Here is a 24,375-nt window from a genome sequence, read left to right on the forward strand (position 1 = left end):
GTATTAGCGTCGCCGACGTCCACCCGGCTGCCCGAGAGAGGGCGACATGACGTTCACCGATCCTGAGATCGACTACCGCACCGGCCAGCCGATCGGCCGACAACGGCCGAGTCGCTTTCGTTCTCGACGACGTGGTCTCGACCGACCCGTGGCGGGTGCGGTTGCTGGAGGTCCGGGGGCGCGCCGAGGCGATCCCCGAGCCGACCGACTCCGCGTCGCGCGTCAGCGGGGCGATCATCCGCATCCACCCGGAACGCATCATCAGCTTCGCGCTCGACACCCCGGATCTGGAACCACACCAGGTGCAGGTCCACAGCCGAGCCGTCCCGGCGACCTGACGACCGGCCTCCGACCGGACAGCCGGTCCGCGGACATGCCCAGAGCCACGTCCCGCACCCGGTGAACTGCGCTCCACGTCACACCGAACCGGTAGTGCTATTACAGCGCAGTTACCACTGTGCAAAGTCGACCGCGGAATCCCGCTGAACACTCTGGAAATCGAATTCTCCCGGTAGCCTGCCCTTACGTGCGTATTCCCCGGATTTGACCGGTCTGTAATGTCCGAGGAGGCCAGGCATGGAGTTGCTGCTGCTCACCGCCGACCCCACCCCTGACCGGGTGCTACCGGCACTGTCGCTGCTGCCGCACGGGGTGCGTACCGCCGCCCCGGAGGTCGCCGCGCTGCTCGATGCCGGTCCGCACGACGCGGTGCTGGTCGACGCGCGGGTTGACCTGGTCGGCGCGCGCGGGCTGTGCCGGCTGCTCGGGACCACCGGGATGGAGGTGCCGGTGGTGGCCGTGCTGACCGAGGGCGGCCTGGTCGCGGTGTCCTCGGAATGGGCCATCGACGACATCCTGCTGCCCGGCGCCGGGCCGGCCGAGATCGACGCCCGGCTGCGGCTGCTGCGCTCCCGCGCGGGAGCGGACGCCCAGGCCGGTGGCAGCGCACTGGTGCTCGGCGAGCTGGTCATCGACGAGGCCACCTACACCGCACGACTCAAAGGCCGCGCCCTCGAGCTCACGTACAAGGAGTTCGAGCTGCTCAAGTACCTCGCCCAGCACGCCGGCCGGGTCTTCACCCGCGCCCAGCTGCTGCAGGAGGTCTGGGGCTACGACTTCTTCGGCGGCACCCGCACCGTCGACGTGCACGTGCGGCGCCTGCGCGCCAAGCTCGGCCCCGGGCACGAGCAGCTGATCGGCACCGTGCGCAACGTCGGCTACAAGTTCGTCCGGCCGGGCCGCGCCGGGCTCGCGGTGGCCGGGAACACCATCGGGAACAGCGAGCACGACGAGGCGCCGACGCTCACCGACACCCCCCGTCTGGCCCCTGCCGACCGGCCGTTCTCCGCGGCCGTCTAGGGCACCTACGCCGTCCCGGGCTCCTAGCCGACCGCACTCTCACCGCCGGGGCACCCGAGCACTACCGGCCTGCCCGGCGTGCGGAGCAGCGGCGTGACCGCGATGGCCGCCGGCCAGCACGCGTGCCACGACGCTCGGCCGAAACAGCCCGGTTGGCGGCTCGAGGAAGCCGAGGACCTTGAGGAACAGCTCGGTGAGGCCGGAATCAGTCTCGGCCACACGAAGCACCCGGTCCAGGTAGGCGTTCGTCGCGCGGACCGCCGGCGGGCGGTGTCCCGGCACCTCCGGCAGAGCGAGGTCACCGCCCAGCGACAACCGCCAGGCGACGTCGACAGGCTTCGCCGCGGCCCGGAAGAACCGTCGCGCCAGGTCTTCCGCGCCATCGGCGAGACTTTTCCGCAGCGCGACGGCCTGCAGGGCCGCGATCGACATGCCCTGTCCGTAGGTCGGGTTGAAGCTGCAGATCGCGTCGCCGAAAGCCAGCAGCCCGGCGGGGAACCGAGGCATCCGCTCGTAGCCGCGGCGCAGGCTCGCGGGAAAACGGTTGGTGACCGGGTCGTCCAGCGGCTCGGCGTCGCGGATCGCGGCAAGGATGTGGGCGGGGGCCATCGTCGCCGCGAACTCGAGGGAGCCCTGGGCACCGGCGGGCGGGTGGTGACCGCCGTAACCGGCCACCGTGAGCATCCACCAGTCGTCCTCCTGCGCGATCAGCGCCAGCGTCGTGGGCCTACCGGGCACCGCGCCGATCAGCACCATCCGCGTCGGGCCAAGTGCTCCCGGGGGCAGCCGCAGCCGCCGGCTCACGTACATGATGTCGACGGCGAACCGTTCCTCAGCCGGAGGCGGGTACCCCAACGCCGGTAGCCACGTTGCCATCCGACCACCCCTGCCGGTCGCGTCGACGACCAGGTCGGCCTCGATGCTCTGCTCGGTGCCCGGGTCGGAGTGATCCAGGACCCGGGCACCGGTCACCCGGTCGCGGCCGCCGGCGCTGAGCAGGCCGGTCACCTCACTCCGCTGGGCGATCTCGACGTTGGGTAGCGCCCGCACCCGCGCGCGCAGGTGATGCTCCAGGTGCGCCCGACTCGACAGGTAGACCACGCCGGCCAGGCCGTGCCGTTGCTGGGACAGCAGGTGACCGCCGAAGCTGAAGTGCGTTTCGGACAGGTCCCGCAGCACCGGCACCCCGCTGGCCGCGAGCTCGGAGAGGAACCCGGGGAACAGCTCCTCGAGGACCTCCGACCCGCCCGCCTGCAGCGCGTGGGCATGACGCCCCTGTGGCACGCCCCGGCGATTCGCGCTGACCTCGGGAAGGACATCCCGCTCGACCACCGTCACGCGCTGGTAGGCCTCCGACACCGCGCGCGCGGCCAGCAGCCCCGCCACGCTCGCGCCGAGGACCACCGCGTGCTCACCGAGCTTCCGCATCGCCGACCCCCGAGCGCAGGATGAACCGGCAGCAGTATGGGCTCAGGAATGCCGGGACGTAACGGCTCGGTCCACCCATCGGACCGCGGCTGAGCCGGCGGCGAGCTCCGGGTCGTGCGCGGAAAGGTCAGCCGGAGGATCCGCTGGGTGGGAAATCCTTAGGCCAGCTATTGAGTTCTAGAAGCAAGTTATGTTATCTCTCAGCGGTGACGTCACAATCCACGAGCGCCGGGCCCGGTCCGTCCGCGAAGTGGCTTGCCCCGCTGCTGGTGCTGATGCTCGGCAGCTTCCTGCCGCCGATGGACAGCGCCATCGTCAACGTGCCCATCCCGCACATCCAGCGGGATCTGGGCGGGGGCAACGATGACGTCGCGTGGATCAGCACCGCGTACTCGCTGGGGATGGCCGTCTTCGTACCGCTGAGCAACTGGCTCAGCGACCGGTTCGGGTTGACCCGGGTCCTCCGTGCGGCGCTGATCGGTTTCCTGCTGGGCTCCGGGCTGTGCGGGCTGGCGTGGGACCTGAACAGCCTGATCGCGTTCCGGGTGCTGACCGCCATCCCCGGCAGCCTGGTGCCGGTGGTCACGATCTCGATCATCTACCGGATCGTCCCGAGGGAGAGCATCGGCACCGCGATGGGTCTCTACGGGCTGGGGGTCATCGTCGCGCCGAGCATGGGGCCGACCCTCGGCGGACTGATCGTGCAGGACCTGAGCTGGCGGTGGATCTTCCTGTTCAAGGAACCGATCGGCGTCATCGCGGTCATCGCGGGTCTGTTCCTGATCCCGAGGATGGAGGGCAGCCCGACGGTCCAGAAGTTCGACCGGTGGGGCTACCTGACCTTCGCCTACGGCCTGTCCGCGATCATCGTGGTGTCGGCCAAGGGGCAGAAGTGGCACTGGGACTCCTACCTGGTGATGATCCTCTCCGCCAGTGCGGTGCTGTCGCTGGCACTGTTCGCGGCCATCGAGAACGAGGTCGAGAACCCGCTGATCGACCTGCGCATCTTCCGGTGCTGGCCGTTCGTCAACTCGTTGCTGCTGATCGGCGTGCTCCTGATCATGCTCTTCGGGGTGTCCTACTACATCCCGCAGTTCCTGCAGAACGTGCAGGGCTTCGACGCGCACAACACCGGCATGGTGTTGCTGCCGATGGGGCTGTTGATGGTGGTGGCGGTGCCACTCGCGGGCAAGCTGTACGACTGGATCGGACCCCGCTGGCCGGCACTGGTCGGCATGCTCGGGTCGGTCGTCGGCCTCACGCTGATCTCCGGCGGCATCAGCGTGGACATGGGCCGGACCGAGGCATCGATCTGGGTCATGATCGCCATGCTCGGCGGCGCCCTCGGCATGATGCCGATCATGACGAACGGGCTCAGCTGGCTGCCGCCGCACCTGGTCGGCTACGGCGGCGCGATGAACAACGTCATGCAGCGCGCCGCGTCCGCGCTCGGTGTCGCCATCGTCGGGGTGATCGTCAGCCGGTCGAGCGCTCAACTCACCTCCGACATGAGCGCACTGCAGACGCCCACCTCACTGCCCCAGTACCGCGACGCCGACCAGGAGACACTGGCCGGCCTGTACCAGCAGACGCAGGGGCACATCCAGGCCACGGCGGACGGCGACGCGTTTCTCGTGACCGCCGGGCTGGCGGTCGTCGCCGCCCTGCTCGTGCTGATGCTCAAGAAGCCACCCCGGCCGACCTCGCCGCCGTCCGGTACGCCCGACAGCGCGCCGGCGTCCCGTCAGTCACCACAGACCCGGCACCCGGGCCGGTCGGCGAACGCCACCCGTTGACGGGCACCTTGCGCGGACGTCAGTGCCCCGCGCCGTTGTAGGTGCTGTTGGGCCCGTCCTGCCCGTTGCGGCCCCCGGGGCCGTCCGTACCGTTCGTGCCGTCGCCGCCGCGCGCGTTCGACCCGTCGGGCCGCGATTCGCGGCAGACCGACGGGGAGTTCGACGGCACGAACTGGCAGTGTGCGTGCGCCTCCCCGGGCCGGCCAGGGCTGCCGTTGTGGTTGCCGCCGCCGTCATCGCCCGGCCTCTGGGCGGCTGAGAACGTACCGCCGAACATTACGGAACCGGCCACGCTGAGCATGAGGACAGTCGTGGCTACCCCGGCCCCAGAGCCGAACTTGCGGGTCACTCGCGACCTCCGTGTCATTTCCGCACCGAAGTACCTTCGCACCTACTCGTACGGGAGGTTCCGACGCGATTCCGAGATTGAGTATGCGGAATTCTGTTCGACCGAACGCGCGAGAGGCAGGCAGCGGTGCCCGACACATCCCGGCGCCGCTCCCTGCCCACTCGATTGGAGATCAGTAGTTCGCGCCCGTCCCGCCGTCGCCGGCGTCGCCGCCGGTCGCCTGGCACTGCGAGTTGTCTCCACCCTGACCGATGATGCCGGCGCTGAGACCGATGGGAAGCACGCAGTTGACGTTGGACTTGCCACCGTTCCCGCCGTCACCACCGGAGTTGTTGTGCTCGCCGTGGCTACCCGCCAACGCCGACCCACCGAACAGGGCCGATGCGCCGGCCGCCAGAGCGGTTGCGGCGACCGCCACGACCGCGCGCTGTCCGAGCCTGCGATTCATTTCTTCCTCCCCAACGACTGGACGAGACCCGTCGTCTCATCCGCCTCGGCAGTCTTAATAGTCGGCGATTGCCTTGTCCAACGCTGGACAACTGTCGGGAGACGAATCCACTCAAGGGAGTGAAACACAGAAGTGTTTTCAACAACCCGGACCGGCCTTATTGGCGCCATATTTACGGCGCGTTCAGACTCTCGTGCCCGACATTGCCATGATCGCGGGGAGCTTCCCATTCCAGTGAATTTTTCGATGCGAGGAATCGCGGCGGAATGGCTGTCGGGCCGCTGTCCGCGCCGCGCGGAGCCAGGCGTTGCGGAGCCGGCCTCGCCGTCCGAGTGCCCGGCTACACGGGACACCGCGGGGCCGCTCGACGCAAGCCCAAAGATGATGTTGGCTCCCCGCCGCTAGGGGGTCCGGCACACTTGGCTACGTTGAGTCAACGATTTTGGAGTGTGGCTCTGTGGTCATGACGCCCCCGCCCGGTGCTGCCGGGCTGTCCCGCCGCAGCCGGATCCTGCTCGTCATCGGCGGGGTTGCGCTGGTCGTCCTGCTGGCCGGCTCCCGGTTGCTGGACTACTACGTCAACTGGTTGTGGTTCGGCAGCGTGGGCTACCGGCAGGTGTTCAGCACGATCGTGTTGACCCGGATCGTGCAGTTCGTGCTGGTGGCGGTGGTGTTCGCGGCGCTGCTCGCGGCGACGCTGGCGGTGGCTTTCCGGTCCCGGCCGGTGTTCGTGCCGGTGAGCGGCCCGGAGGACCCGGTTGCCCGGTACCGGACGGTGATCATCCAGCGGTTGCGGGTGTTCGCCATCGGGGTGCCGTTGGTGATCGGGCTGATCGCGGGGTTGGCCGCGCAGGGCGACTGGCAGACCGCGCAGATGTTCCTGCACTCGACGCCGTTCGGCACCGCCGACCCGGTGTTCGGGATGGATGTCGGGTTCTACGCCTTCCAGCTGCCGTTCTACCGCTGGGCGCTGAACCTGATGTTCGTCGCGGTGGCGTTGTGCTTCGTGGCGTCGCTGATCACGCACTACATCTTCGGCGGGGTGCGCCTGGCCGGGCGGGCCGGTCAGGTCTCGGTCGCCGCGCGGGCCCAGCTGGCGGTGTTGGCCGGGGTCTTCGTGCTGCTCAAGGCGGTGGCCTACTGGTTGGACCGGTACTCCACGCTGTTGTCCTCCTCCAGTGACAACGGTGGGGTGTTCAGCGGCGCCAGCTACACCGACCTGAACGCGGTGATCCCCGCCAAGATCATCCTGTTGTTCATCTCGCTGATCTGCGCGGCGGCGTTCTTCGCCGCGGTGTTCCGGCACAACCTGCAGCTGCCGTCGATCGCGATCGCGCTGCTGGTGCTGTCCAGCGTGCTGATCGGGGCCGCCTGGCCGGCCGTCCTGCAACAGTTCGTGGTCAAGCCGAACGCGAACGTGCGCGAGGCGATACCGATCCAGCGCAACATCGAGGCCACCCAGGCCGCCTACGGGCTCACCCCGGACAAGGTGAAGTACCAGGACTACTCGGGCCGGACGGATGCGACTCCCGCGCAGGTGGGCGCGGACACCGCGACGATCTCCAACCTGCGACTGCTCGACCCGAGCCGGCTGTCCAAGACGTTCACCCAGCTCGAGCAGCGCAAGAACTTCTACGGCTTCCCCCAGCAGCTGAACATCGACCGCTACAAGGTGAACGGCCAGGTCCGTGACTACGTGGTCGCGGCGCGTGAGCTGGACAGCAGCGCGCTCACCGGCAACCAGACCAACTGGATCAACCAGCACATGGTCTACACCCACGGCAACGGGTTCGTCGCCGCACCGGCCAACCAGGTCAACTCCGCGCTCGACGACGCGGCCGCCGGCCAGGGTGGCTACCCGAACTTCACCGTCAGCGACACGACCACCAAGGGCGACATCCCGGTCAGCCAGCCCCGTATCTACTACGGGCGCCTGATCACCGACTACTCCATCGTCGGCGCCGCACCGGGCGTCCCACCCCGCGAGTACGACAGCGACACCGACCAGATCACCTACGACGGCAAGGGCGGGGTGCCGCTGGGCAACCTGTTCAACCGCCTGGTGTTCGCCATGTCCTACGGCGAACAGAACATCCTGTTCAACGGCTCGATCAACGCCAACTCGAAGATCCTGTTCGTGCGGGACCCGAGCGACCGGGTCAGCCAGGTCGCGCCCTGGCTCACCCTGGACGGCGACCCGTACCCGGCGGTGGTCGACGGCCGGATCCAGTGGATCCTGGACGGCTACACCACCCTGGAGAACTACCCCTACGCCGAGCACGTCGGACTGGGCGACGCCACGGCCGACTCGACACCGGGCGTACCCCGGCTGCCGAACAACACGATCAGCTACCTGCGTAACTCGGTCAAGGCCACGGTCGACGCCTACGACGGCACGGTGAACCTCTACGCGTTCGACGAGAAGGACCCGGTGCTCAAGACCTGGATGAAGGTCTTCCCGGGCACGGTCAAGCCGAGCAGCGACATCAGTCCCGACCTGCGGGCGCACTTCCGCTACCCGCAGGACGAGTTCGAGGTGCAACGTCAGTTGCTGACCCGCTACCACGTGAACAACCCGGCGGAGTTCTTCTCCACCGTCTCCTTCTGGAATGTTCCGTCCGACCCGACGGTGCTCGACAACGGGCCGAACCCGACTCCCCAGCCGCCGTACTACGTGTTGGCCGGGCTACCGGGCCAACAGGGCGCCAGTTTCCAGCTGACCAGCCCACTGGTCAGCCTGCAGCGCCCGTTCCTCGCCGCCTACGTCTCGGCCAACTCCGATCCGGGCAACTACGGCCACATCACCGTGCTGCAGTTACCCACGGACACCCAGACGCCCGGGCCCCAACAGGCGCAGAACCAGTTCGTGTCGCTACCGCAGGTCAGCCAACAGCTCAACCTGCTCAAACAAAACCAAACAACGATTGATTATGGCAACCTGCTGACCCTGCCGGTGGCCGGCGGCCTGCTCTACGTGGAACCGATCTACATCGAGCGGGCCAACCAGGAATCGTCGTTCCCCCAACTGGCCAGGGTGTTGGTGAGTTTCGGCGGCAAGATCGGCTACGACGCACGGCTGGACGTCGCGCTGAACCAGGTGTTCGGACCCGGCGCCGCGGCTCAGGTGACCCCGACCCCGGCGCCGGCCACCGCGGGCGCCGGCCCGACCGCGCCCGCGACCGGCACGGCGCAGGCCCCCGCCGCGCTGCAGGGCGCCGTGACGGGCATCAACGGCGCACTCGGCGAACTACGGGCGGCCCAGCAGTCCGGTGACTTCGCCGCCCAGGGCAAGGCCCTGGCGGATCTGGACAAGGCGATCAAGGACTTCCAGTCCGCCAACGCGAAGCCGCACTGAGCAATTGCCCTGACGGCACACAGCGCCGAGCCACCGCACACACGGCCCAACCTGTGTGCCGCGGCACTGCGCTGTGTGCCGTCGACTCAGGGAACTAGGGGCCCCGGCTGCCTCGGGGTCAGGTGGCGGCGCATCCGATGCCGGGCGAGGTCGCCGTCTCCCACCAGCAGGGCGTCGATGATGCCCCGGTGCGGGTGCGCGTCGTCGCCGGTCGCCTCGGGCCGGGGCTCCACCGGTTCGGGCTCCTGGCGAAGCCACAGGGTGATCAGGATGCGCAGGAAGAGTGCCAGCACCGGGTTGCCGGCCAGCTCGGCCAGTTCCACGTGCAGGAAGGGTTCGTCCCAATTCGGCGGTCGGGTTCCGTCGCCGCCCTGGTCGAGCGTTCCCACACCGTCCCGCAACCGCTGCAGCCGCCGCGCCACCTCGGGGTCACCGACCCGGGCCGCGACCATGTTGAGGCAGGCCAGCTCGACCGCCTCCCGAACGGCCCGCAGGTGCTCGACCTCGATGCCCTGGTAGTCCAGGTAGAGCGCAATCGCCTCGATGCTGGCACCGGGCGCCGGCTCGGCCACCACCAGCCCACCACCGGGGCCGCGCCGCATCCGCGCCACCGAGTGGTACTCCAACAGCCGCACCGCCTCCCGCAGCACCGCGCGGCTCACCCCGAACCGGTCCAGCAGGACGCCCTCGGACCCGATCACCGAGCCGACCTCCCAGCCGCCACCGGTGATCTCGCCGAGCAGCCGCTGGGCCACCACCTCGGCCAGCTTCTGCTCCTGGGTGCGCCCGGGGGTGTGGATCGCCCACAGCCAGCTCGGCAGGTTCCGCGACTCGGGCCGCCAGCTGATCAGGAACTCCCCGAACATCTGCAGGTGCTGGATGGCCAGGTACTGGGCGCGGGGCCCGTCACCGGCGACGACCGCGTGCACGATGGCCTCGTGCGAGCTGTCCGAGGAGGTGAACGCCGGATGGTCCGGGTCGTCGGGTAGGTGGCTGAGCTGGTCGCTCGCGTAGCGCCAGGTCAACCGCAGTAGGACATCGACGAACAACTGCAGCGCGGGGTTGCCGGACACCTCCGCCAGGGTCAGGTGCAGGGCACCGCGGACGTGCCCGTCCCGGTTGGGCCCGGCCGCGAACTCGTCGGCCAGCGCGGTGCGCACCTGCGCGATGCCGGGCTCGGTGATGTTCGCCGCGGCCAGCGCGGCGGCCAGCGGCTCGATCATCAGCCGGGCCGTGAGCAGGTGCTCGATGGTGGTCCCGACGAACTCCAGGTACACCATCATCGCGCTGGTGGCGGCGCCCGCATCGGGCGCGCGGACCACCAGCCCACCGGACGGCCCCCGGCGCATCGAGGCCACCTGATGGTGCTCGACCAGCCGGATCGCCTCCCGCAGCACCGCCCGGCTGACCTGGTAACGCTCCCGCAGCTCGGTCTCCGAACCGAGCACCTCACCCACCGGCCACCCCGTGCGCAGCACGTCCTGCTCGATCTGACGCGCTACCCGCGCGGCGAGCTTCCCGTTATCGGCCGGATCAGTGGCGGCGTATTCCCCCAATGCGAGGCCCGCCCGGTCCCGACCCGCGGCCGAGGTACCGGTCGGACAGGCATCGGAATAGGCATTCACAGACTCTCCCTCGAGCGGATAACTGATCATGCTACGCACTCACTGTTCAGGATAATGAATGTGACGGGCAACTATCGAGCGCGCGATAATGAGTATTCTTTACTGGATTCCGGAAAATGCGACACCTCGAAAAAGCACCGGGGAACGGCGGTCCGCGACCGGTTCCTGACCAGCCCAAAGGGCCCGCTGGACCGAGGGCTGCTGGCACGAGACAACGACGGAATGGTGGCGCCTGTTGTTCGAATGAGTGCGCTGCTCGCACAACACGAACCATCGCGCGTGCCTCTTTCGGCTCAACACGCGAGGCAGAACGATACCGCCGAACCGGGACCTGTCGAGTCGCCAACCGCCCGAGCCCGAGTTCGGCACGCTCGGAACCCGCCCGCCGTCGCGGCACTGCCCAGAAGAACCGCGCTGCTCACGGAGCTGGCCAAGGCGGGGTTGCCCTTCGCCACCCCACTCCCCTGGGCCCGGTCAGCTCGACGCCCGACTGGACCGCCGTCGCGGTCTCCTGGATTCCCGGCCACCCGGCGCCATCCGGCACCGGTGACCCGGCACTCGAGCCCGGCCCGCCCCGGCTCGTCCACGGGGATCTGACGTCGAACAGGTCGTCCGATGGATGGACGGCGACGGCTGCGACTGAGCGAGGCACCCCGCCAGTGAACATTTCCTATGAACTTCACAGCATTTGCTGTTGTCAGAGATCGCCAGTGGCAGCAAGCTTGTAATCGGAATCACTTTCCCGAAAGGTGACGAAGATGCGTCGTCTGCTCGCTGGCCTTGCCGCTGGACTCGCCGTACTGTCGCTGACTGTCCTGGGCGCCGCCGCGACCAGCCCGGCTCCCTCGGCAGCCGCTGTCACCGCCTACGGATGCCCCAACGGCACCATGTCGGTGCCGTGGCAGACCGGTTGCGTCCCCGGCTGAGCGCCCGGAGACCTCGGCTCTGCCCTGACGCGCGTGACCTGACCGGCGGGCGCGGCGATTCTGGCCGCCACCGCCCCGCCATAGCGGCCCTGAACTGATCCTGCACCGCCCTCAGACCCTGACACCCGGCGCCCCGCGCCGGATCCAGGTATATCTCGATGACCAGCGGATCGCGAACTTGGAGCACGGCGCGACGATGCGCGTGCCGACCGAGGAAGGCCCGCACCTGCTCCGGCGCGCCCGAGGACCTGCGAATCGACCTCGACCCGGAGTCGGCGTCTCCGTGAGACCGGCACCGGTCGCCACGGGGTTACGCCTCGAGCGTCTGCGCCAGCTCGTCGACCAGGTCGCGGTACTTCTGTATCGACACCGTGACCGCGATGTGGCGGATGACCGCCGGGTCCGTTCCGTCCGGCATCGCGCCGGCGATGATCGGATACCAGTGCTGCCAGTTGGCGGGCTTCTGCGCGGTCACGGGCTCCTGGGGAGTTGCGGCCGCTGGCCCGCTCGGGATCGGCTGGCGACCGCTGGCCCGGCGTACGCCCGCCCGCCGCCGGCGCAGCTCGTTGACATAGGTCCAGTCGGCACCGTGCACGGCCAACTGGACGGGTTGCGCAGTTGCGGTCATGAATCACCTCGTTCGCTGCCTGGTTCACAAACCAGTCGTACATGTGCCTTCGCTGGGCACCGTCTGGGTGTTACCTGTGTCCCGACCGCTGCTGCACCTGGCCCTCTCCGTTCAGGCGTTCGGCTTAGTGGCGACGATGGTCACGGCACCGCGATGGGCGCCAGCAGGGCGACTCCAGCGCCGCCGGCGCACCCGAGAACGTCAGTTCTCTCAGTTCCGTCACAGCAACCGCGCCGTGGGCCCACGGTTGGCGGTGCCCACGCGTCCTACGGATATTCAGTCTTGAACGATCCAAAGGCGCACTACCGGAGGCACCTCATGATCGTCGACTGTGCGCACTACCGTGACGGGCAACGCTCGCACGAGGCCGCAATGCCCGTGGAGGAGGCCGCCGGCTGCTGCACGGGGGACGGGTTCGTGTGGCTCGGACTGTTCGAACCCAGCCCCGAGGAACTGGAACGGGTGCAGAGCGCCTTCGGGCTCCATGAGTTGGCCGTCGAGGACGCCCAGACTTTTCACCTGCGCCCGAAGATCGAGCGGTACGAGGGCGGGTTCGAGCTCGCCATCCTGCGCACCGCCCGCTACGACGACGAGCGCGAAGAGATCGATACCGGCGAGATCAGCATCTTCCTCGGCAAGAACTTCGTGATCACCGTCCGCAAGGGGGTGGCCAGCGAACTCCACGGTGCCCGCACCCGCCTCGAACAGCACCCCGAGCTGTTGCGGGTCGGCAGCGCCTCGGTCCTGTGGGCGATCTTGGACCAGATGGTCGACTGTTACGCGCCGGTGGTGGCCGAACTCGACCGCGACATCGAACAGATCGAGGCCACCGTATTCTCCGGGACGGTTGCCCCCACCGAACGCATCTACTTCCTGCGACGCGAGGTCACCGACTTCTACCGCGCCGTGCACCCTCTCCTCGCCGTGCTCGCCAGCCAGGTCCAGCCCAACAAATGGCCCGCCGACCTGCTGCCCTACTTCCGTGACGTCTACGACCATCTCGTGCTGGTCAGCGAGGAGGTCGCGGCCCAACGAGACGTGCTGGGCACCATCCTCGAGGCAAACATCGCGGTCATCTCCGTCGAGCAGAACAAGATCACCCTCCGGCAGAGCGCCACGATGGAGCAACTCACGATCTTCGCCAGCATCTTCCTGCCGCTGTCGTTCGTGGTCGGCTTCTTCGGACAGAACTTCGACTGGCTGGTCACCCACGTCCAGAGCTTCACCGCGTTCGCAGTCCTCGGCATCGGCGGCCTGGCACTCCCTTGCGTGCTGCTGTTCCTGTGGTTCAGGCGGCGCGCGAACCTACCGATGCAATAGGACTCACGAGTGTTCAGTCGCCGGGGGGCTCGAACCGGAACCCGCGCCCGCGCAGCGTCACGATCCTGGGTACCGCGCCGCACTGCTCGAGGGTGGCCAACTTGCGGCGCAGCGCGGCGACGTGCACGTCCAGCGTCTTGGTCGAGGCGAACCAGTGCTCATCCCAGACCTCGGCCATGAGGGTCTCCCGGCTGATCGCCACACCGGGCTCGGCGGCCAACCGGGCCAGCAGGTCGAACTCCCGGGCCCGCAGCCCCAACTCCCGCTCACCCAGGGTGACCCGCCGAGCGGCCGTGTCGACGCGCAGGTCGCCCACTGTGCGCATGCTGGGCGCACCTTCCGCGGCCGCGGCCCCGCGCCGCAGATGCGCACGGATCCGGGCGTGCAGCTCGGCGAGCCGGATCGGTTTGGTCAGGTAGTCGTCGGCGCCGGCTTCGAGCCCGACGATGACGTCCATCTCCTCGTCGCGCGCGGTCAGGATGACCAGCACCGCACCCGGCTGGCGGCTGCGCAACTGCCGGCACACCTCGACGCCATCAAGGTCCGGCAGCCCGAGATCCAACAGCACGAGGTCGAGCTCACCGGCGTCCGACGCGCGCAGCGCGCCCTGCCCGGTGCGCTGCCACACCACGTCGTGCCCGTGCGCGCGCAGGCTCGACTCGAGGTGTCGACCGATGGTTCCGTCGTCCTCCACCACCATCAACCGCGCCATGCCGGTACCCCCGTCCCACTGTGCCGACGTGGCGGATCGGCGCCGCAAAGCGACTACAGTCTGACCACTACTGTAGTCGTCCTACCTTAAGGTCTGCCGGGACCCGTCTCAGTCGACCTCGGAACCGGGCTCGTCCTCGAAGTGCCGGAAATGGTCCGCCTGATAGACGGCCTCGTCCAACAACTCCACCACGTGCGAGTCGTAGATGGCATAGACGACATTGCGCCCCTGGCGCTGCCGATCGATCAGGCCCAGATGCCGGAGAGAGCGCACCCAGGCCGTGACCGAGGAATAACTCATCCCGACCGTCTCGACAAGTTCGCTGATGCTTGCCGGACTCTGCCTCAGCCGACTCAGAATCAACAGTCGCCCGGGTGTGGCGAACGCGCGCAGCATCGCGGCGACGGCGTTGGCCTCAGCGAGATCCAACGGCGCGGTTGGGCTACCGCCGCGCCGGGCCTGGCCCATGCGTCCGGCATCGCCCGAGTGTCGCGACGAACTCCCGGGGACGGCGCCATCCGGAATTCGGTGACCATCCTCCGCGCGGTCCTGCAGCCCCGAGTCGATCAGACCACGCTCCCTAGGCCCTTCGAACGCGTCCCACCGCCCTACGGCGCGGCCCCTCGCCGCGCAGCAGCTGGCACGACTGCCGGAGATGAAGGTCAAGTATGTAGCACAGCTACTGTCGATACTCTACCGAAGTGAGCACCGGGCGCATCCCCGCACCGGGCGTCTCCCGGATCCGAATTTCCGACAGTCAGCGTGCGTTCTCAGCCACGCACCAATCGTTCGAGGAGATCCACGCCGGAGGCGAGCGCCGCCTCGTCGAAGTCGAAGCTCGGGGTGTGGTGCGGGCCGGCCAGGTCGGCACCCAGCCCGACGTAGGTGGCCGCGCCGCCGCTGGCCTGCACGCGCCGCATCAGGGCGGTGGCGTCGTCGCTGGCCACGGCACTGTCCGCGGCGGGCTCGACGACACGCAGGCCCACCGCCCGCCCGGCCGCCGTCACCGCCTCGGTGGCCGAGGGGTCCGCCCGGGCCGTGGTGACCGAGCCGATCAGTTCGACCTCGACGGTCAGGCCGTGCATCTGCGCGGCGCCGGCGAGCATCGCGCGCGCCCTCGCCTCGAGATCCGCGTTGACGTCGCCGTCGTCGGCGCGGGTCTCCAGCAGCACCTCGGCGGCATCGGGGACGATGTTGCTCGACGTCCCGCCGCTGATCCGCCCGACCGCGACCCGTGTCTGGTGCCCGGCCACCCGCGTCAGACCCTGCAGCGCGAGGGTGGCCGACGCCGCGCCGAGGAGTGCGTTGCGGCCGTCCTGGGGGGCGAGTGCCGCGTGGGCGGAGCGGCCGTGGAACACCGCGCGCAGCTTGGAGTTGGCCAGCAGCCCGTCGATCGATGGCGCCAGCGCCCCGGTGGGCAGTGACAGCCCGAGGTGCACGGCAACGAACAGGTCGATGCCGTCGACGAGCCCGGTCGGCGCCATCGCCCGGCCGCCGCGACCACCCTCCTCAGCGGGCTGGAAGAAGATTGACACCGGTCCCGGAGGCGGGTCGGCGGTCAGCCGCTGCGCGAGCTCCAGCGCCATCCCCACGTGCCCGTCGTGCCCGCACGCGTGCATCGCCCCCGACCAGCGGGACGCAAAGCCATCCCGGGTGGGTCGGTGCCCGGAGCCGGAGGACTCGACGATCGGCAGCGCGTCCATGTCAGCCCGCAGCCCGACCGCGCGACCCTGCCCCGAGCCCCGCAGCATCGCGACCACCGCGGTGTGCCCGCCGCGCATCGCGGGCAGGAACCGCGGATCGCCGCCCTCGGCCCGTGCCCGCTCGTACGCGGCGTCCAGCTCCGCCTCCAGCGGCACACCCAACCGCTCGCCCGCCACCATCGCATCGGGGCCGGTGACCACGTCCCAGCCCAGGTCGGCCAGCGCCCCGGCCACCCGGCTCGCGGTGCGGAACTCGGTGAATCCCAGCTCGGGATGACGGTGCAGGTCCCGCCGCCAGTCGACCGCCGTGTTCATCAGACTCCTCCGACTCGGGCGCACCGGCGAACACCGTGCTTGATCCCGCTCTGGACGAGGCCCCAGACTGCCAGCGGCCGCGTCGGAGCCCTGTGAGTGGGCAGGTGTGGGGAGAGGGGCAATGCGGTGTTGATCGAACCGGGTACCGAGCTGGAGAAGGTGGCCTCCGGCGCCATCTGGTCGGAGGGTCCGGTATGGCTGCCCGACAGTGCGACGCTGCGCTTCAGCGACATCCCGAACAACCGCATCCTGCAGTTCCACCAGGAGTCGGGCGAGCTCACCGTCTACCGCGACGAGGTGGGGTTCACCAACGGCCGGACGCTGGACCTGGACGGCTCGGTGATCCAGTGCTCGCACGGCGGGCGGGCGATCGAACGGGACTCGGGCGGCACCGTCGAGGTCATCGTGGACGCCTGGCGGGGAACCCCGTTCAACTCCCCCAACGACGTCGTCGTCAAGTCCGACGCGACGATCTGGTTCACCGACCCGTCGTACGGGATCCGCAAGGCCGGCGAGGGCTACCCGGGCGAGCTCGAGTACGGCGACCACTACGTGTTCCGCTTCGACCCGGCGGACGCCACGGTGACCCCGGTCGTGCTGGACGTGGAGATGCCGAACGGGTTGGCGTTCTCGCCCGACGAGTCGTTGCTCTACGTCGCCGACTCGGGCCTCGAACCACCGGACGGAGTCCGGGACCCGCGCCGCCGAGGTGGCCACTCGATCCACTGCTACGACGTGTTCGACGGGCGGCTGTGCAAGAACGGCCGTGAGTTCGTCGAGGTGAGCCCTGGCCTCCCGGACGGGTTCCGCGTCGACGAGCTCGGCAACGTATGGACCTCGAGCGCGGACTCCGTGCAGGTGTTCGACCCGGCCGGGCAGCGCGTGGAGCGGATACCGGTGCCGGAGACGATCAGCAACCTGTGTTTCGGCGGCCCGGACGGCCGAACCGTCTACATCACCGCGAGCACCAGCCTCTACCGCGTGCGCACCACGGTGCGGGACGCCGCCGCGGTGCTGCGCGAGCGCCGTGCCGCGGTGCCACCCCACTCGCCCTGAGCGCACTCGCCGAGGGCGCCATCAACAGTTACTCAGAACGACCCGCTGCTCCCCCTGCTCACCGCGCGGCTCGGCTGAGCGACCGCGCGCACCCGGAGCCCCGCCGCCGTCCTAGCGGTCGAACGCGCGGACCCGGAACTCCCCCGGGGTGCAGCCGCGGGTCTTGCGGAACAGGCGACTGAAGTAGGGCGCGTCGGTGAACCCGCGCGACGCGGCGATCGCCCGGATCGGCTGATCGAGCAGCACCGGGTCGACCAGGTCGCGGCACACCGCGTCGAGCCGGCGGTCCCGGACATACCCGGCAACCGTGTGCCCCTCGACCTCGAAGACCTTGTGCAGCTGACGCGGTGAGACGAAGTGGGCGGCGGCGATCGAGCGGGGCCCGAGCGCGGGATCGGCGAGGTGCGCGTCGACGTATGCGCACACCTGGGGGAACAGTGCCGTCGACGGATGGCCGTGGACCGCCCCGCCCACCGGGCCGGGTTCGTTGCCGTAGAGCAGCCGGACCACGTCGACCACGCAGTCCGCGAGGCCGGTGGCGCTGGCGTCGAGGCTGCCGTCCTCGATCCGGTCGGCCAACCCGCGCAGGAACGGTCCGGCCACCGCCGCCCTGCCGGACCGCCTGTCGAGAGTGGTCGCGGTGCGTGCACAGATCGCGTCGGCACGCGGGCCGAACAACGCCCGGGGCAGCGAGAACAGGAGCAGCTCGAACCGGCCGGCGGACTGCACCTCGTAGGGGTGGGAGGTCTCGTAGCCGGAGATGTCACCCACCCCGATCACCGCGACCCGGCCGCCCTGCTCGATCCGGAAACGCCCCCGCACCAGGTGCGTGATCTGCAGCTCCTCGGGATCACGGCGGGAGACCAGCAGCGACGTCCGCTCGATCGTCGACGCGTCGCCCTCGATCCGGAACAGGGTCACCGGGCCGACCCGATGGGCCCGGATGCGCCCGGCGAACGGCCCGCTGCCCGGCCTGCGCAGGCGGAGCGGGTGCAGCACACGGGCGTGCGCACTGGCCCAGTAGTCGAAACGGTCAGTGCTGGGGACGGTGCCGGTATCCACGATGATGGGCATGTTCGTCGTCTCCGCGAGGTGTCGGGCCATCATCGCGGCTCACCGGCACCGACACCACCCCCCAGCTCCCCGGACATCGGAGCACGTCAGGCACCTCGGTGTTGTCCGGTGGCGCACCGCCGGCCCACCGCCTTGTCCCTGGGCGCACACCCCCCACAGCGCCGGTCAGCGGCCGCCTCCGTGAGACCTATTGTCGCGCTGCCCGCACTCGGCACACCGGAGGTTCCCGTGGCGCACATCAACGGCAGCCATCACGTCACCATGTCGGTCGGATCGGCGCAGGAGGATGTGGACTTCCACGTCCGCACCCTGGGCCTGCGATTCATCAAGCGGACCGTCCTGTTCGACGGCTCCACCCCGATCTACCACCTCTACTACAGCAACGCTGCCGGCGATCCCAGTGCGGTGCTGACAACGTTCCCGTTCCGCCAGGCCGGCCTCATGGGCAGGCGCGGCACCAACCAGGCCCGGGAGGTACTGCTCGCCGCGCCGTCGGACTCACTCGACTACTGGACGCGGCGCCTGTCCGAGCGCGGGATCGCGGTCACCGACGCCGAGGTGCAGGATCAGCGCCGGCTGGTGTTCCGCCACCCGTGCGGCATCGAGTACGCACTGGTCGGCGTGTCGGACGACCCACGCGTCGGCTGGGCGGAGGGCGGCGTGCCCGCCGAGCACGCGATCCACGGCATCCACGGCATCGGGGTGCACGTGTCCCACCCGGAGAACATGGTCGAGTTCAGCGCGAACCACCTCGACGGCAAGGACTTCGTGGAGGAAGGCGACCGGGTACTGCTGCGGACACCTGGCCAGGGCTGCGCGATCGAGCTGGTCGTCAACCGCACCGACGACCCCGGCACCTGGCGCTACGGCGAAGGCACGATCCACCACTTCGCCTGGAACGCCGAGACCCTGGAGAACCAGGACGAGCTCAAGTTCGCCATCGAAGGCGCCGGCTACACCGACATCTCCGAGCTGAAGGACCGCAAGTACTTCAAGTCGGTCTACGTCCGCAGCCCGGGCGGTGCGCTGTTCGAGCTGGCCGTCACCCACAGCGAAGGCGGTTGGACCTGCGACGAGTCGCCCAAGGAACTGGGCACCGCGTTCCAGCTGCCCGAGCAGTTCGAGGACCGCCGCACCGAGCTGCTGAGCCAGCTGGAGCACATCGACATCTGAGCCACGATCCGGCTGTCGCCTGAGCACGGTTCGTCACCGACCGGACCGGCACCGAACTGACCGGGTGACACGCCTCCCCGTGCGGGCGACACGCCGGGCGCGGCTGGTCGTTGACAGCCACCGACCTCTTGGTGATCCACTCCCGTGTCCCGCCCGCTCGGGGGCCAGCGGCGGCCGTTCTCCGCGTTTCCGCAGGTAGTCGACTCGTGATGCGCCAGTTGAGGCCGATTCGCCCGGCGCGGTGATGTGCGGTCCGTGTCCGAATTCGCGAGCGACACGACTATTGAACACTTTCGAGTGAGCGAGCGACGTAACTCGGTCACCCTGTGCTCGTTGAGGGATGTGATGCATTTGTGACAGACGGTGCTGATGAACCGCACCGGGTCTCGGGAGTGTGGAGTGGAGATGCTGAGCACTGTGCGCAAGGGCTTCGGGCTCGCTGGCTCGATGAGCGCGTCGATCGGACGCGGGCCGGACGAGGCCGGGGGTGCACAGGACACCGCGCCGCCGTTGCCTGTTCCCAGGCAACCCGGCGCAGGCGCGGTCCTGAACCCGGGTCCGTCGCCGTCCGCGAGCACGGGGGCGGCAACGGAGAACACGGCAGCGGGCAACACGGCAGCGGGCAACACGGCGGCGGGCAACCCGGCGGCGGGCAACACGGCGGCGGGCAACCCGGCGGCGGGCAACCCGGCGGCGGGCAACACGGCGGCGGGCAACCCGGCGACGGGGAGCTGGCTGGAGCGGCTCGAGCAGCTGGAGCGGCAACCGACCCCCACCCGTCGTACCCGTCAAACTCGCCGAGCCCGCCGGAAGACGCCTCGCGGGTCGGTCTGGCTGAGCAGCTCCGTGTGGCTGAGCTGGCCGGGCCGACCGGCGTGGCTGGCCAAGCGGAGCGGACCGGCCAAGCGGAGCGGACGGCGCGGCCCGCGTTGGCCCTGGGGCCGCCGCGCCGGCGTGCTGGCCGCGGGGACCGCCACCGCACTCCTGCTCATGGCCGGGGCGAGCACCCTGATGGTCACCCGCGACAGCGGCCGGACCGCCTCGCCCGCCTCGGCCGACTGGACGAGCAGGCCGGACGCGGCTCTCGCCGTGACGACCCTGGAACGGGCCGGGACCGGCCCCGACGCGGCTGCCCCGGCCCCCATGACGCCGCCGCAACCTGCCGTACCGGCGCTCACCGCACCCGTGCCGGCCGCACCAGCCGTGCCCGTGCCGGCCGCACCCGCACCCGCGCCCGCCGCACCGGCCGCACCCGCACCCGCCGCGCCCGCACCGGCGGCGACGAGCGGCGCCAGCACGGACCTGCCACGACGAGCGCCCCGGAGTGGCGAGCGGCTGGCGGTCCCCGCCCTACCCCAGACCCCCGCCCCGCGCCGGACCCATGCGCCGCTCACCGGACCGACAGCCCTGAGCACGCCCGCCAGCCGAGGCAACACGCCCTCGTTGCGCACCAAACCCTCCGAGCCGCACCAGCGGTCGGCCAACCGGCAACGGTCGGCCCGGCCGGCTCACGGCGCCCGGAGCGAGCAGATGTTGAACGCGGGTCTGCTCGACGCCCTCACCGGCATCCTCGACCAGGGCCTGCTCGGCGTGGGATAGAACACCCAGGGGCACGGGCCGTCAGTCGGCCACTCCCGATGCGACGGTTGCCCTGGCCGCGGTGGGCCGGGGTGGCCGTCCCGGTGCCGCGCGCACGGCGCGTGAGCCAGGTCATGCACCCGACCCGGATCTGCGTGCATCCCGGCACCAGCCGGGGTGCAGACTGGCACGGTGACCGATGATCAAGCGGTGGCCGGAGCGGCGGGGCAAGCATCCGTGCCGGCGCCGGCACGCCGCACGGCGGGTGGCAACCCGCACCACCCGGCCGCCCACAGCGGCGGCCTGTTCGGCCTCGCCCTCGGAGCACTCGGCATCGTCTTCGGGGACATCGGCACCAGCCCGCTCTACGCGGTGCAGACGGTGTTCTCGATCGACAACAACGCGGTCAGCCCTGCCCCGGACGACGTCTACGGCGTCGTCTCCCTGATCTTCTGGTCCGTCACGGTGATCGTGACGATCAAGTACGTGTCGTTCATCCTGCGGGCGGACAACGACGGCGAGGGCGGCATCATGGCGCTCGCCGCCCTGGTCCGGAGCGTGTCGGTCACCTCGGCGAGGCGCGCGTCGATCGCGCTGGCACTCGGCGTGCTCGGGGCGTCGCTGTTCTACGGCGACTCGCTGATCACACCGGCCATCTCCGTGCTCTCCGCGGTCGAGGGCCTCGAGGTCGCCCGGCCCGACCTCGCCCAGGCCGTGCTACCGATCGGGATCGCCATCCTCACGCTGCTGTTCGTGGTGCAGCGCTGGGGAACCCACCTGATCGGCCGGCTGTTCGGGCCGGTGATGGTGCTCTGGTTCGTCACGATCGCGGTCCTCGGGGTGCCGCACATCCTCGCGCACCCGGGCGTCCTGCGCGGGCTGTCGCCGACGTACATCGTCTCGTTCGTGGCCGGCCATCCCCTCACCGCCTTCCTCGCGATGGGCGCGGTGGTGCTGGTGATCACCGGTGCCGAGGCGCTGTACGCCGACATGGGCCACTTCGGGCGGCTGCCGATCCGGGTGGCCTGGTTCGTCCTGGTCTGGCCCGCGCTCGTCCTGAACTACCTGGGACAGGCGGCGTTGATCCTGAGCGACCCCGGCGCCGTCGCGAACCCGTTCTACCTCCTCGCGCCGGACTGGGCCCGTCTCCCGCTCGTCATTCTGGCCACCGCCGCCACGGTGATCGCATCGCAGGCGGTCATCTCCGGGGCGTTCTCGGTGTCGCGGCAGGCCGTGCGGCTCGGGTTCCTGCCGCACCTCACCGTCCGGCACACCTCGACGCGGGAGAGCGGCCAGATCTACGTTCCGGCGGTGAACTGGCTGCTGTTCGGCGGCGTACTCGTACTGATGGTCGCCTTCCGGTCGTCGAGCCGCCTGGCCACCGCCTACGGGCTCGCGGTGACCGGTACCCTGCTGCTGACCACCTCGCTTTTCCTGATCTATGCCGCCACCGCGTGGCAGTGGGCGCGGTGGAAGCTCGTGCTGACCGCGGTGGTCTTCGGCGGCATCGAGCTGACCTTCCTGGCCGCCAACCTGACCAAGATCGTGCACGGCGGCTGGCTACCGCTGGTCATCGCGGCGGTCGTCGTCACGGTGATGACAACCTGGCAGCGCGGCCGCCGGATCGTGACCGCCCGCCGGGTCGACGTGGAGGGCCCGCTCCCGGAGTTCATCGACAAGCTGAACGCCGAGCGCATCGCCCGGGTACCGGGCACCGCGGTGTTCCCGCACCCGACGAAACAGACCACGCCGCTCGCGCTGCGGGCCAACGTCGAGTTCAACCACGTGGTGCACGAGCGGGTCGTGATCGTGAGCGTGGTGTCGGAGACCGTGCCCCACGTGCCGCTGGGCGAAAGGCTGACCATCGACCAGCTCGGCCACACGGCGGACGGCATCGTGCACCTGTCGGTCCGGTTCGGGTTCCAGGACGACCAGGACATCCCCGAGGTGCTGCGCGAGGCGCGAGGGTTGTCCGACGAGCTCGACCTGGATCCCGACGCCGCGTCGTACTTCCTCTCCCGCATCACCATCGAACGCGGCCGGCACCCGGGCATGGTCACCTGGCGGAAGCGGCTGTTCATCGGGCTCTCCCACAATGCGGCCACCCCGGCCACCTACTTCAAGCTGCCCCTCGACCGCACCGTTGTGATGGGCTCACGCATCGAACTCTGACCAGACCGGTCGGAGCCGAACCGTGATTGCGACGCGCGCCGGCAGGCCCGCTCGAACACAACCACGATTCGGCTCCCAGGACGACCGATATTCTGGCGACCGATACCTGACGACCGATATCTAGAGAAGTCCGCGCAGTAGCGGGTGCAACGTCTCGCCGACGCCATGCAGCAGGCCGCCGACGCCTTCGGCAACTCCGCCGAGAAGCCCGACATGGTGGTAGCCCTGATCGTGGCGGGACCTGTCATGGCCGTGGTCATGATCGCTGGCGAACGCCAGCGGCGTGAGCCCAACCACGCCGGCGGCGGCAATGGACACGACAATTCCAGCTTTCTTCAACACGAGGTGACTCCATTCGGGATTTGGTCAGATGACAGACCAACAATTACCTCGGCAAGACACGGGGAGCGCCGCCGATAGGGCAGAACACTAACAACACAAGACTTTACGGTCAACTGTAAACCTGTAAAGCAGGTTAGATATCTATGTCGGCAATAGGTTGCACATCCAATCGGGTTCCATTCAATACGCATCAAGTGGCAGCTGGGTGCGCAAGTGGGTTAGGGGTGCTTCGTCGCTGGTCTTTGTGGGTGTATCGAAAGCTGTTTCACCACTCACATGGACTAGCAGCGCGGTGTGCCGGACGGCACATCGCCGCGAGGCCACTCTGAGATGATGGCGTGGAAGCTAGTGTCGGAGGCCGGTGCACCACATGGATGTGGAAGCCAGGATTTTGCGGGCCGCGGTCGAGGTCCTGTCGTCGGCGGGGTTCGCGGGAATGACGATCAGCGCGGTCGCCCGCGTGGCCGGCGTGTCGCGCCCGACGGTGTATGCGCACTACGGGGACCGTGAGTCCCTGGTATCGGCGGTATTGGGAAGTGTCACCACCGAGGTGGCCTCCCGCGTCGTTTCCGAGGCCCGGTCGGCGCCCACCGCCGCGGAGTTCGTCGTCGAGGTCCTCGTGGCACTGCGCCGGGACTTCCGTCAACAGCCGGCACTGGCCCCGCTGGCATTTCCGCAGTACGGCAGCACAATCTTCGACGGCGGCGCGATGGGCGCCGACGGTATCGCAATAGCACGAAGCTTCCTCGCGCCACTGCTCGATTTCCATCCCGAACTGAGGGACGACCTTGACGAGATCGCCGAGACAATGGTGCGTTTCCTATTTTCGTTGGTGATGTTCGAGAGTGAGCGGTCGGCCTCCGACGACAGACTGCGTGGCTACCTCCATCGCCGATTGGTACCCGCCCTCGGTCTGCCGATCAATGCGGTCGCCGCCGGTGCCCGTGATGCGCCTGAGGCGCCAGGGACAAAAGAGCACTCCTAGTCGCCGTCGGGCGTGCTCGGCGATGTCGTGA

Annotated in this window: 21 protein-coding genes; 11 read left to right on the forward strand and 10 right to left on the reverse strand. The window is 69.3% G+C overall.

Annotation, left to right across the window (positions count from 1 at the left end; genetic code table 11):
* The first annotated feature begins 131 nt into the window (after positions 1–131).
* The gene (locus ACTXG6_RS30320) at positions 132–338 is read left to right on the forward strand and encodes a hypothetical protein (protein WP_445182821.1); all 207 of its coding nucleotides are present in this window, start codon (positions 132–134) and stop codon (positions 336–338) included.
* Between the two features lie 238 nt (positions 339–576).
* Positions 577–1,359 carry a winged helix-turn-helix transcriptional regulator gene (locus ACTXG6_RS30325; protein ID WP_445182822.1) on the forward strand — a complete coding sequence of 261 codons (783 nt, stop codon included), beginning with the start codon at positions 577–579 and terminating at the stop codon, positions 1,357–1,359.
* A 39-nt stretch (positions 1,360–1,398) separates the two neighbouring features.
* On the opposite strand, the gene ACTXG6_RS30330 is transcribed toward ACTXG6_RS30325, so the two are convergent.
* Positions 1,399–2,787, reverse strand: coding sequence for an FAD-dependent oxidoreductase (locus tag ACTXG6_RS30330; protein ID WP_445182823.1), 1,389 nt, complete (start codon positions 2,785–2,787; stop codon positions 1,399–1,401).
* Positions 2,788–2,993: 206 nt separating this feature from the next.
* On the opposite strand from ACTXG6_RS30330, the gene ACTXG6_RS30335 reads away from it, so the two are divergent.
* The gene (locus ACTXG6_RS30335; RefSeq protein WP_445182824.1) at positions 2,994–4,583 is read left to right on the forward strand and encodes a DHA2 family efflux MFS transporter permease subunit; all 1,590 of its coding nucleotides are present in this window, start codon (positions 2,994–2,996) and stop codon (positions 4,581–4,583) included.
* Between the two features lie 19 nt (positions 4,584–4,602).
* On the opposite strand, the gene ACTXG6_RS30340 is transcribed toward ACTXG6_RS30335, so the two are convergent.
* Both ACTXG6_RS30340 and ACTXG6_RS30345 read right to left on the reverse strand, forming a co-directional pair.
* A complete protein-coding gene (locus tag ACTXG6_RS30340; RefSeq protein WP_445182825.1) occupies positions 4,603–4,932 on the reverse strand; it encodes a hypothetical protein in 330 nt (109 codons plus the stop codon).
* A gap of 172 nt (positions 4,933–5,104) precedes the next feature.
* Positions 5,105–5,380, reverse strand: a complete 276-nt coding sequence (locus tag ACTXG6_RS30345; protein ID WP_445182826.1) for a hypothetical protein — start codon at positions 5,378–5,380, stop codon at positions 5,105–5,107.
* Between the two features lie 463 nt (positions 5,381–5,843).
* Here ACTXG6_RS30345 and ACTXG6_RS30350 point away from each other — a divergent pair, with 463 nt between their 5' ends.
* Complete coding sequence (locus ACTXG6_RS30350; RefSeq protein WP_445182827.1) at positions 5,844–8,735, forward strand: UPF0182 family protein; 2,892 nt, start codon at positions 5,844–5,846, stop codon at positions 8,733–8,735.
* Between the two features lie 86 nt (positions 8,736–8,821).
* On the opposite strand, the gene ACTXG6_RS30355 is transcribed toward ACTXG6_RS30350, so the two are convergent.
* Complete coding sequence (locus ACTXG6_RS30355; protein ID WP_445182828.1) at positions 8,822–10,360, reverse strand: FadR/GntR family transcriptional regulator; 1,539 nt, start codon at positions 10,358–10,360, stop codon at positions 8,822–8,824.
* A gap of 758 nt (positions 10,361–11,118) precedes the next feature.
* On the opposite strand from ACTXG6_RS30355, the gene ACTXG6_RS30360 reads away from it, so the two are divergent.
* Entirely contained in the window at positions 11,119–11,286 is a 168-nt protein-coding gene (locus tag ACTXG6_RS30360) for a hypothetical protein (RefSeq protein WP_445182829.1), read from the forward strand.
* Positions 11,287–11,596: 310 nt separating this feature from the next.
* On the opposite strand, the gene ACTXG6_RS30365 is transcribed toward ACTXG6_RS30360, so the two are convergent.
* Positions 11,597–11,914, reverse strand: coding sequence for a hypothetical protein (locus ACTXG6_RS30365; protein ID WP_445182830.1), 318 nt, complete (start codon positions 11,912–11,914; stop codon positions 11,597–11,599).
* Positions 11,915–12,286: 372 nt separating this feature from the next.
* Here ACTXG6_RS30365 and ACTXG6_RS30370 point away from each other — a divergent pair, with 372 nt between their 5' ends.
* On the forward strand, positions 12,287–13,234 hold the full coding sequence (locus ACTXG6_RS30370) for a magnesium and cobalt transport protein CorA (protein WP_445182831.1): 948 nt from the start codon (positions 12,287–12,289) through the stop codon (positions 13,232–13,234).
* A gap of 13 nt (positions 13,235–13,247) precedes the next feature.
* Here ACTXG6_RS30370 and ACTXG6_RS30375 read toward each other — a convergent pair whose 3' ends face one another.
* From ACTXG6_RS30375 to ACTXG6_RS30385, 3 genes are all read right to left on the reverse strand, one after another.
* Positions 13,248–13,946 carry a response regulator transcription factor gene (locus tag ACTXG6_RS30375; RefSeq protein ID WP_445182832.1) on the reverse strand — a complete coding sequence of 233 codons (699 nt, stop codon included), beginning with the start codon at positions 13,944–13,946 and terminating at the stop codon, positions 13,248–13,250.
* A gap of 108 nt (positions 13,947–14,054) precedes the next feature.
* On the reverse strand, positions 14,055–14,414 hold the full coding sequence (locus tag ACTXG6_RS30380) for an ArsR/SmtB family transcription factor (protein WP_445182833.1): 360 nt from the start codon (positions 14,412–14,414) through the stop codon (positions 14,055–14,057).
* A 302-nt stretch (positions 14,415–14,716) separates the two neighbouring features.
* Positions 14,717–15,964 carry an amidohydrolase gene (locus tag ACTXG6_RS30385; protein ID WP_445182834.1) on the reverse strand — a complete coding sequence of 416 codons (1,248 nt, stop codon included), beginning with the start codon at positions 15,962–15,964 and terminating at the stop codon, positions 14,717–14,719.
* Positions 15,965–16,090: 126 nt separating this feature from the next.
* Here ACTXG6_RS30385 and ACTXG6_RS30390 point away from each other — a divergent pair, with 126 nt between their 5' ends.
* Entirely contained in the window at positions 16,091–17,020 is a 930-nt protein-coding gene (locus ACTXG6_RS30390; protein ID WP_445182835.1) for an SMP-30/gluconolactonase/LRE family protein, read from the forward strand.
* 111 nt (positions 17,021–17,131) lie between these two features.
* On the opposite strand, the gene ACTXG6_RS30395 is transcribed toward ACTXG6_RS30390, so the two are convergent.
* Entirely contained in the window at positions 17,132–18,094 is a 963-nt protein-coding gene (locus ACTXG6_RS30395; RefSeq protein WP_445182836.1) for an AraC-like ligand-binding domain-containing protein, read from the reverse strand.
* 228 nt (positions 18,095–18,322) lie between these two features.
* On the opposite strand from ACTXG6_RS30395, the gene ACTXG6_RS30400 reads away from it, so the two are divergent.
* From ACTXG6_RS30400 to ACTXG6_RS30410, 3 genes are all read left to right on the forward strand, one after another.
* Entirely contained in the window at positions 18,323–19,267 is a 945-nt protein-coding gene (locus ACTXG6_RS30400; RefSeq protein ID WP_445182837.1) for a VOC family protein, read from the forward strand.
* A gap of 405 nt (positions 19,268–19,672) precedes the next feature.
* Entirely contained in the window at positions 19,673–20,866 is a 1,194-nt protein-coding gene (locus tag ACTXG6_RS30405; RefSeq protein WP_445182838.1) for a hypothetical protein, read from the forward strand.
* A 171-nt stretch (positions 20,867–21,037) separates the two neighbouring features.
* Entirely contained in the window at positions 21,038–23,017 is a 1,980-nt protein-coding gene (locus ACTXG6_RS30410; protein WP_445182839.1) for a potassium transporter Kup, read from the forward strand.
* A 120-nt stretch (positions 23,018–23,137) separates the two neighbouring features.
* Here the strand turns inward: ACTXG6_RS30410 and ACTXG6_RS30415 are convergent, their stop codons facing one another.
* Positions 23,138–23,359 (reverse strand): hypothetical protein, encoded by a 222-nt coding sequence (locus ACTXG6_RS30415; protein WP_445182840.1) that lies wholly within the window; start codon positions 23,357–23,359, stop codon positions 23,138–23,140.
* A 370-nt stretch (positions 23,360–23,729) separates the two neighbouring features.
* On the opposite strand from ACTXG6_RS30415, the gene ACTXG6_RS30420 reads away from it, so the two are divergent.
* Positions 23,730–24,344, forward strand: coding sequence for a TetR/AcrR family transcriptional regulator (locus ACTXG6_RS30420; protein WP_445182841.1), 615 nt, complete (start codon positions 23,730–23,732; stop codon positions 24,342–24,344).
* The last annotated feature ends 31 nt before the right edge of the window (positions 24,345–24,375 follow it).

The organism is Pseudonocardia sp. Cha107L01 (assembly GCF_052566575.1).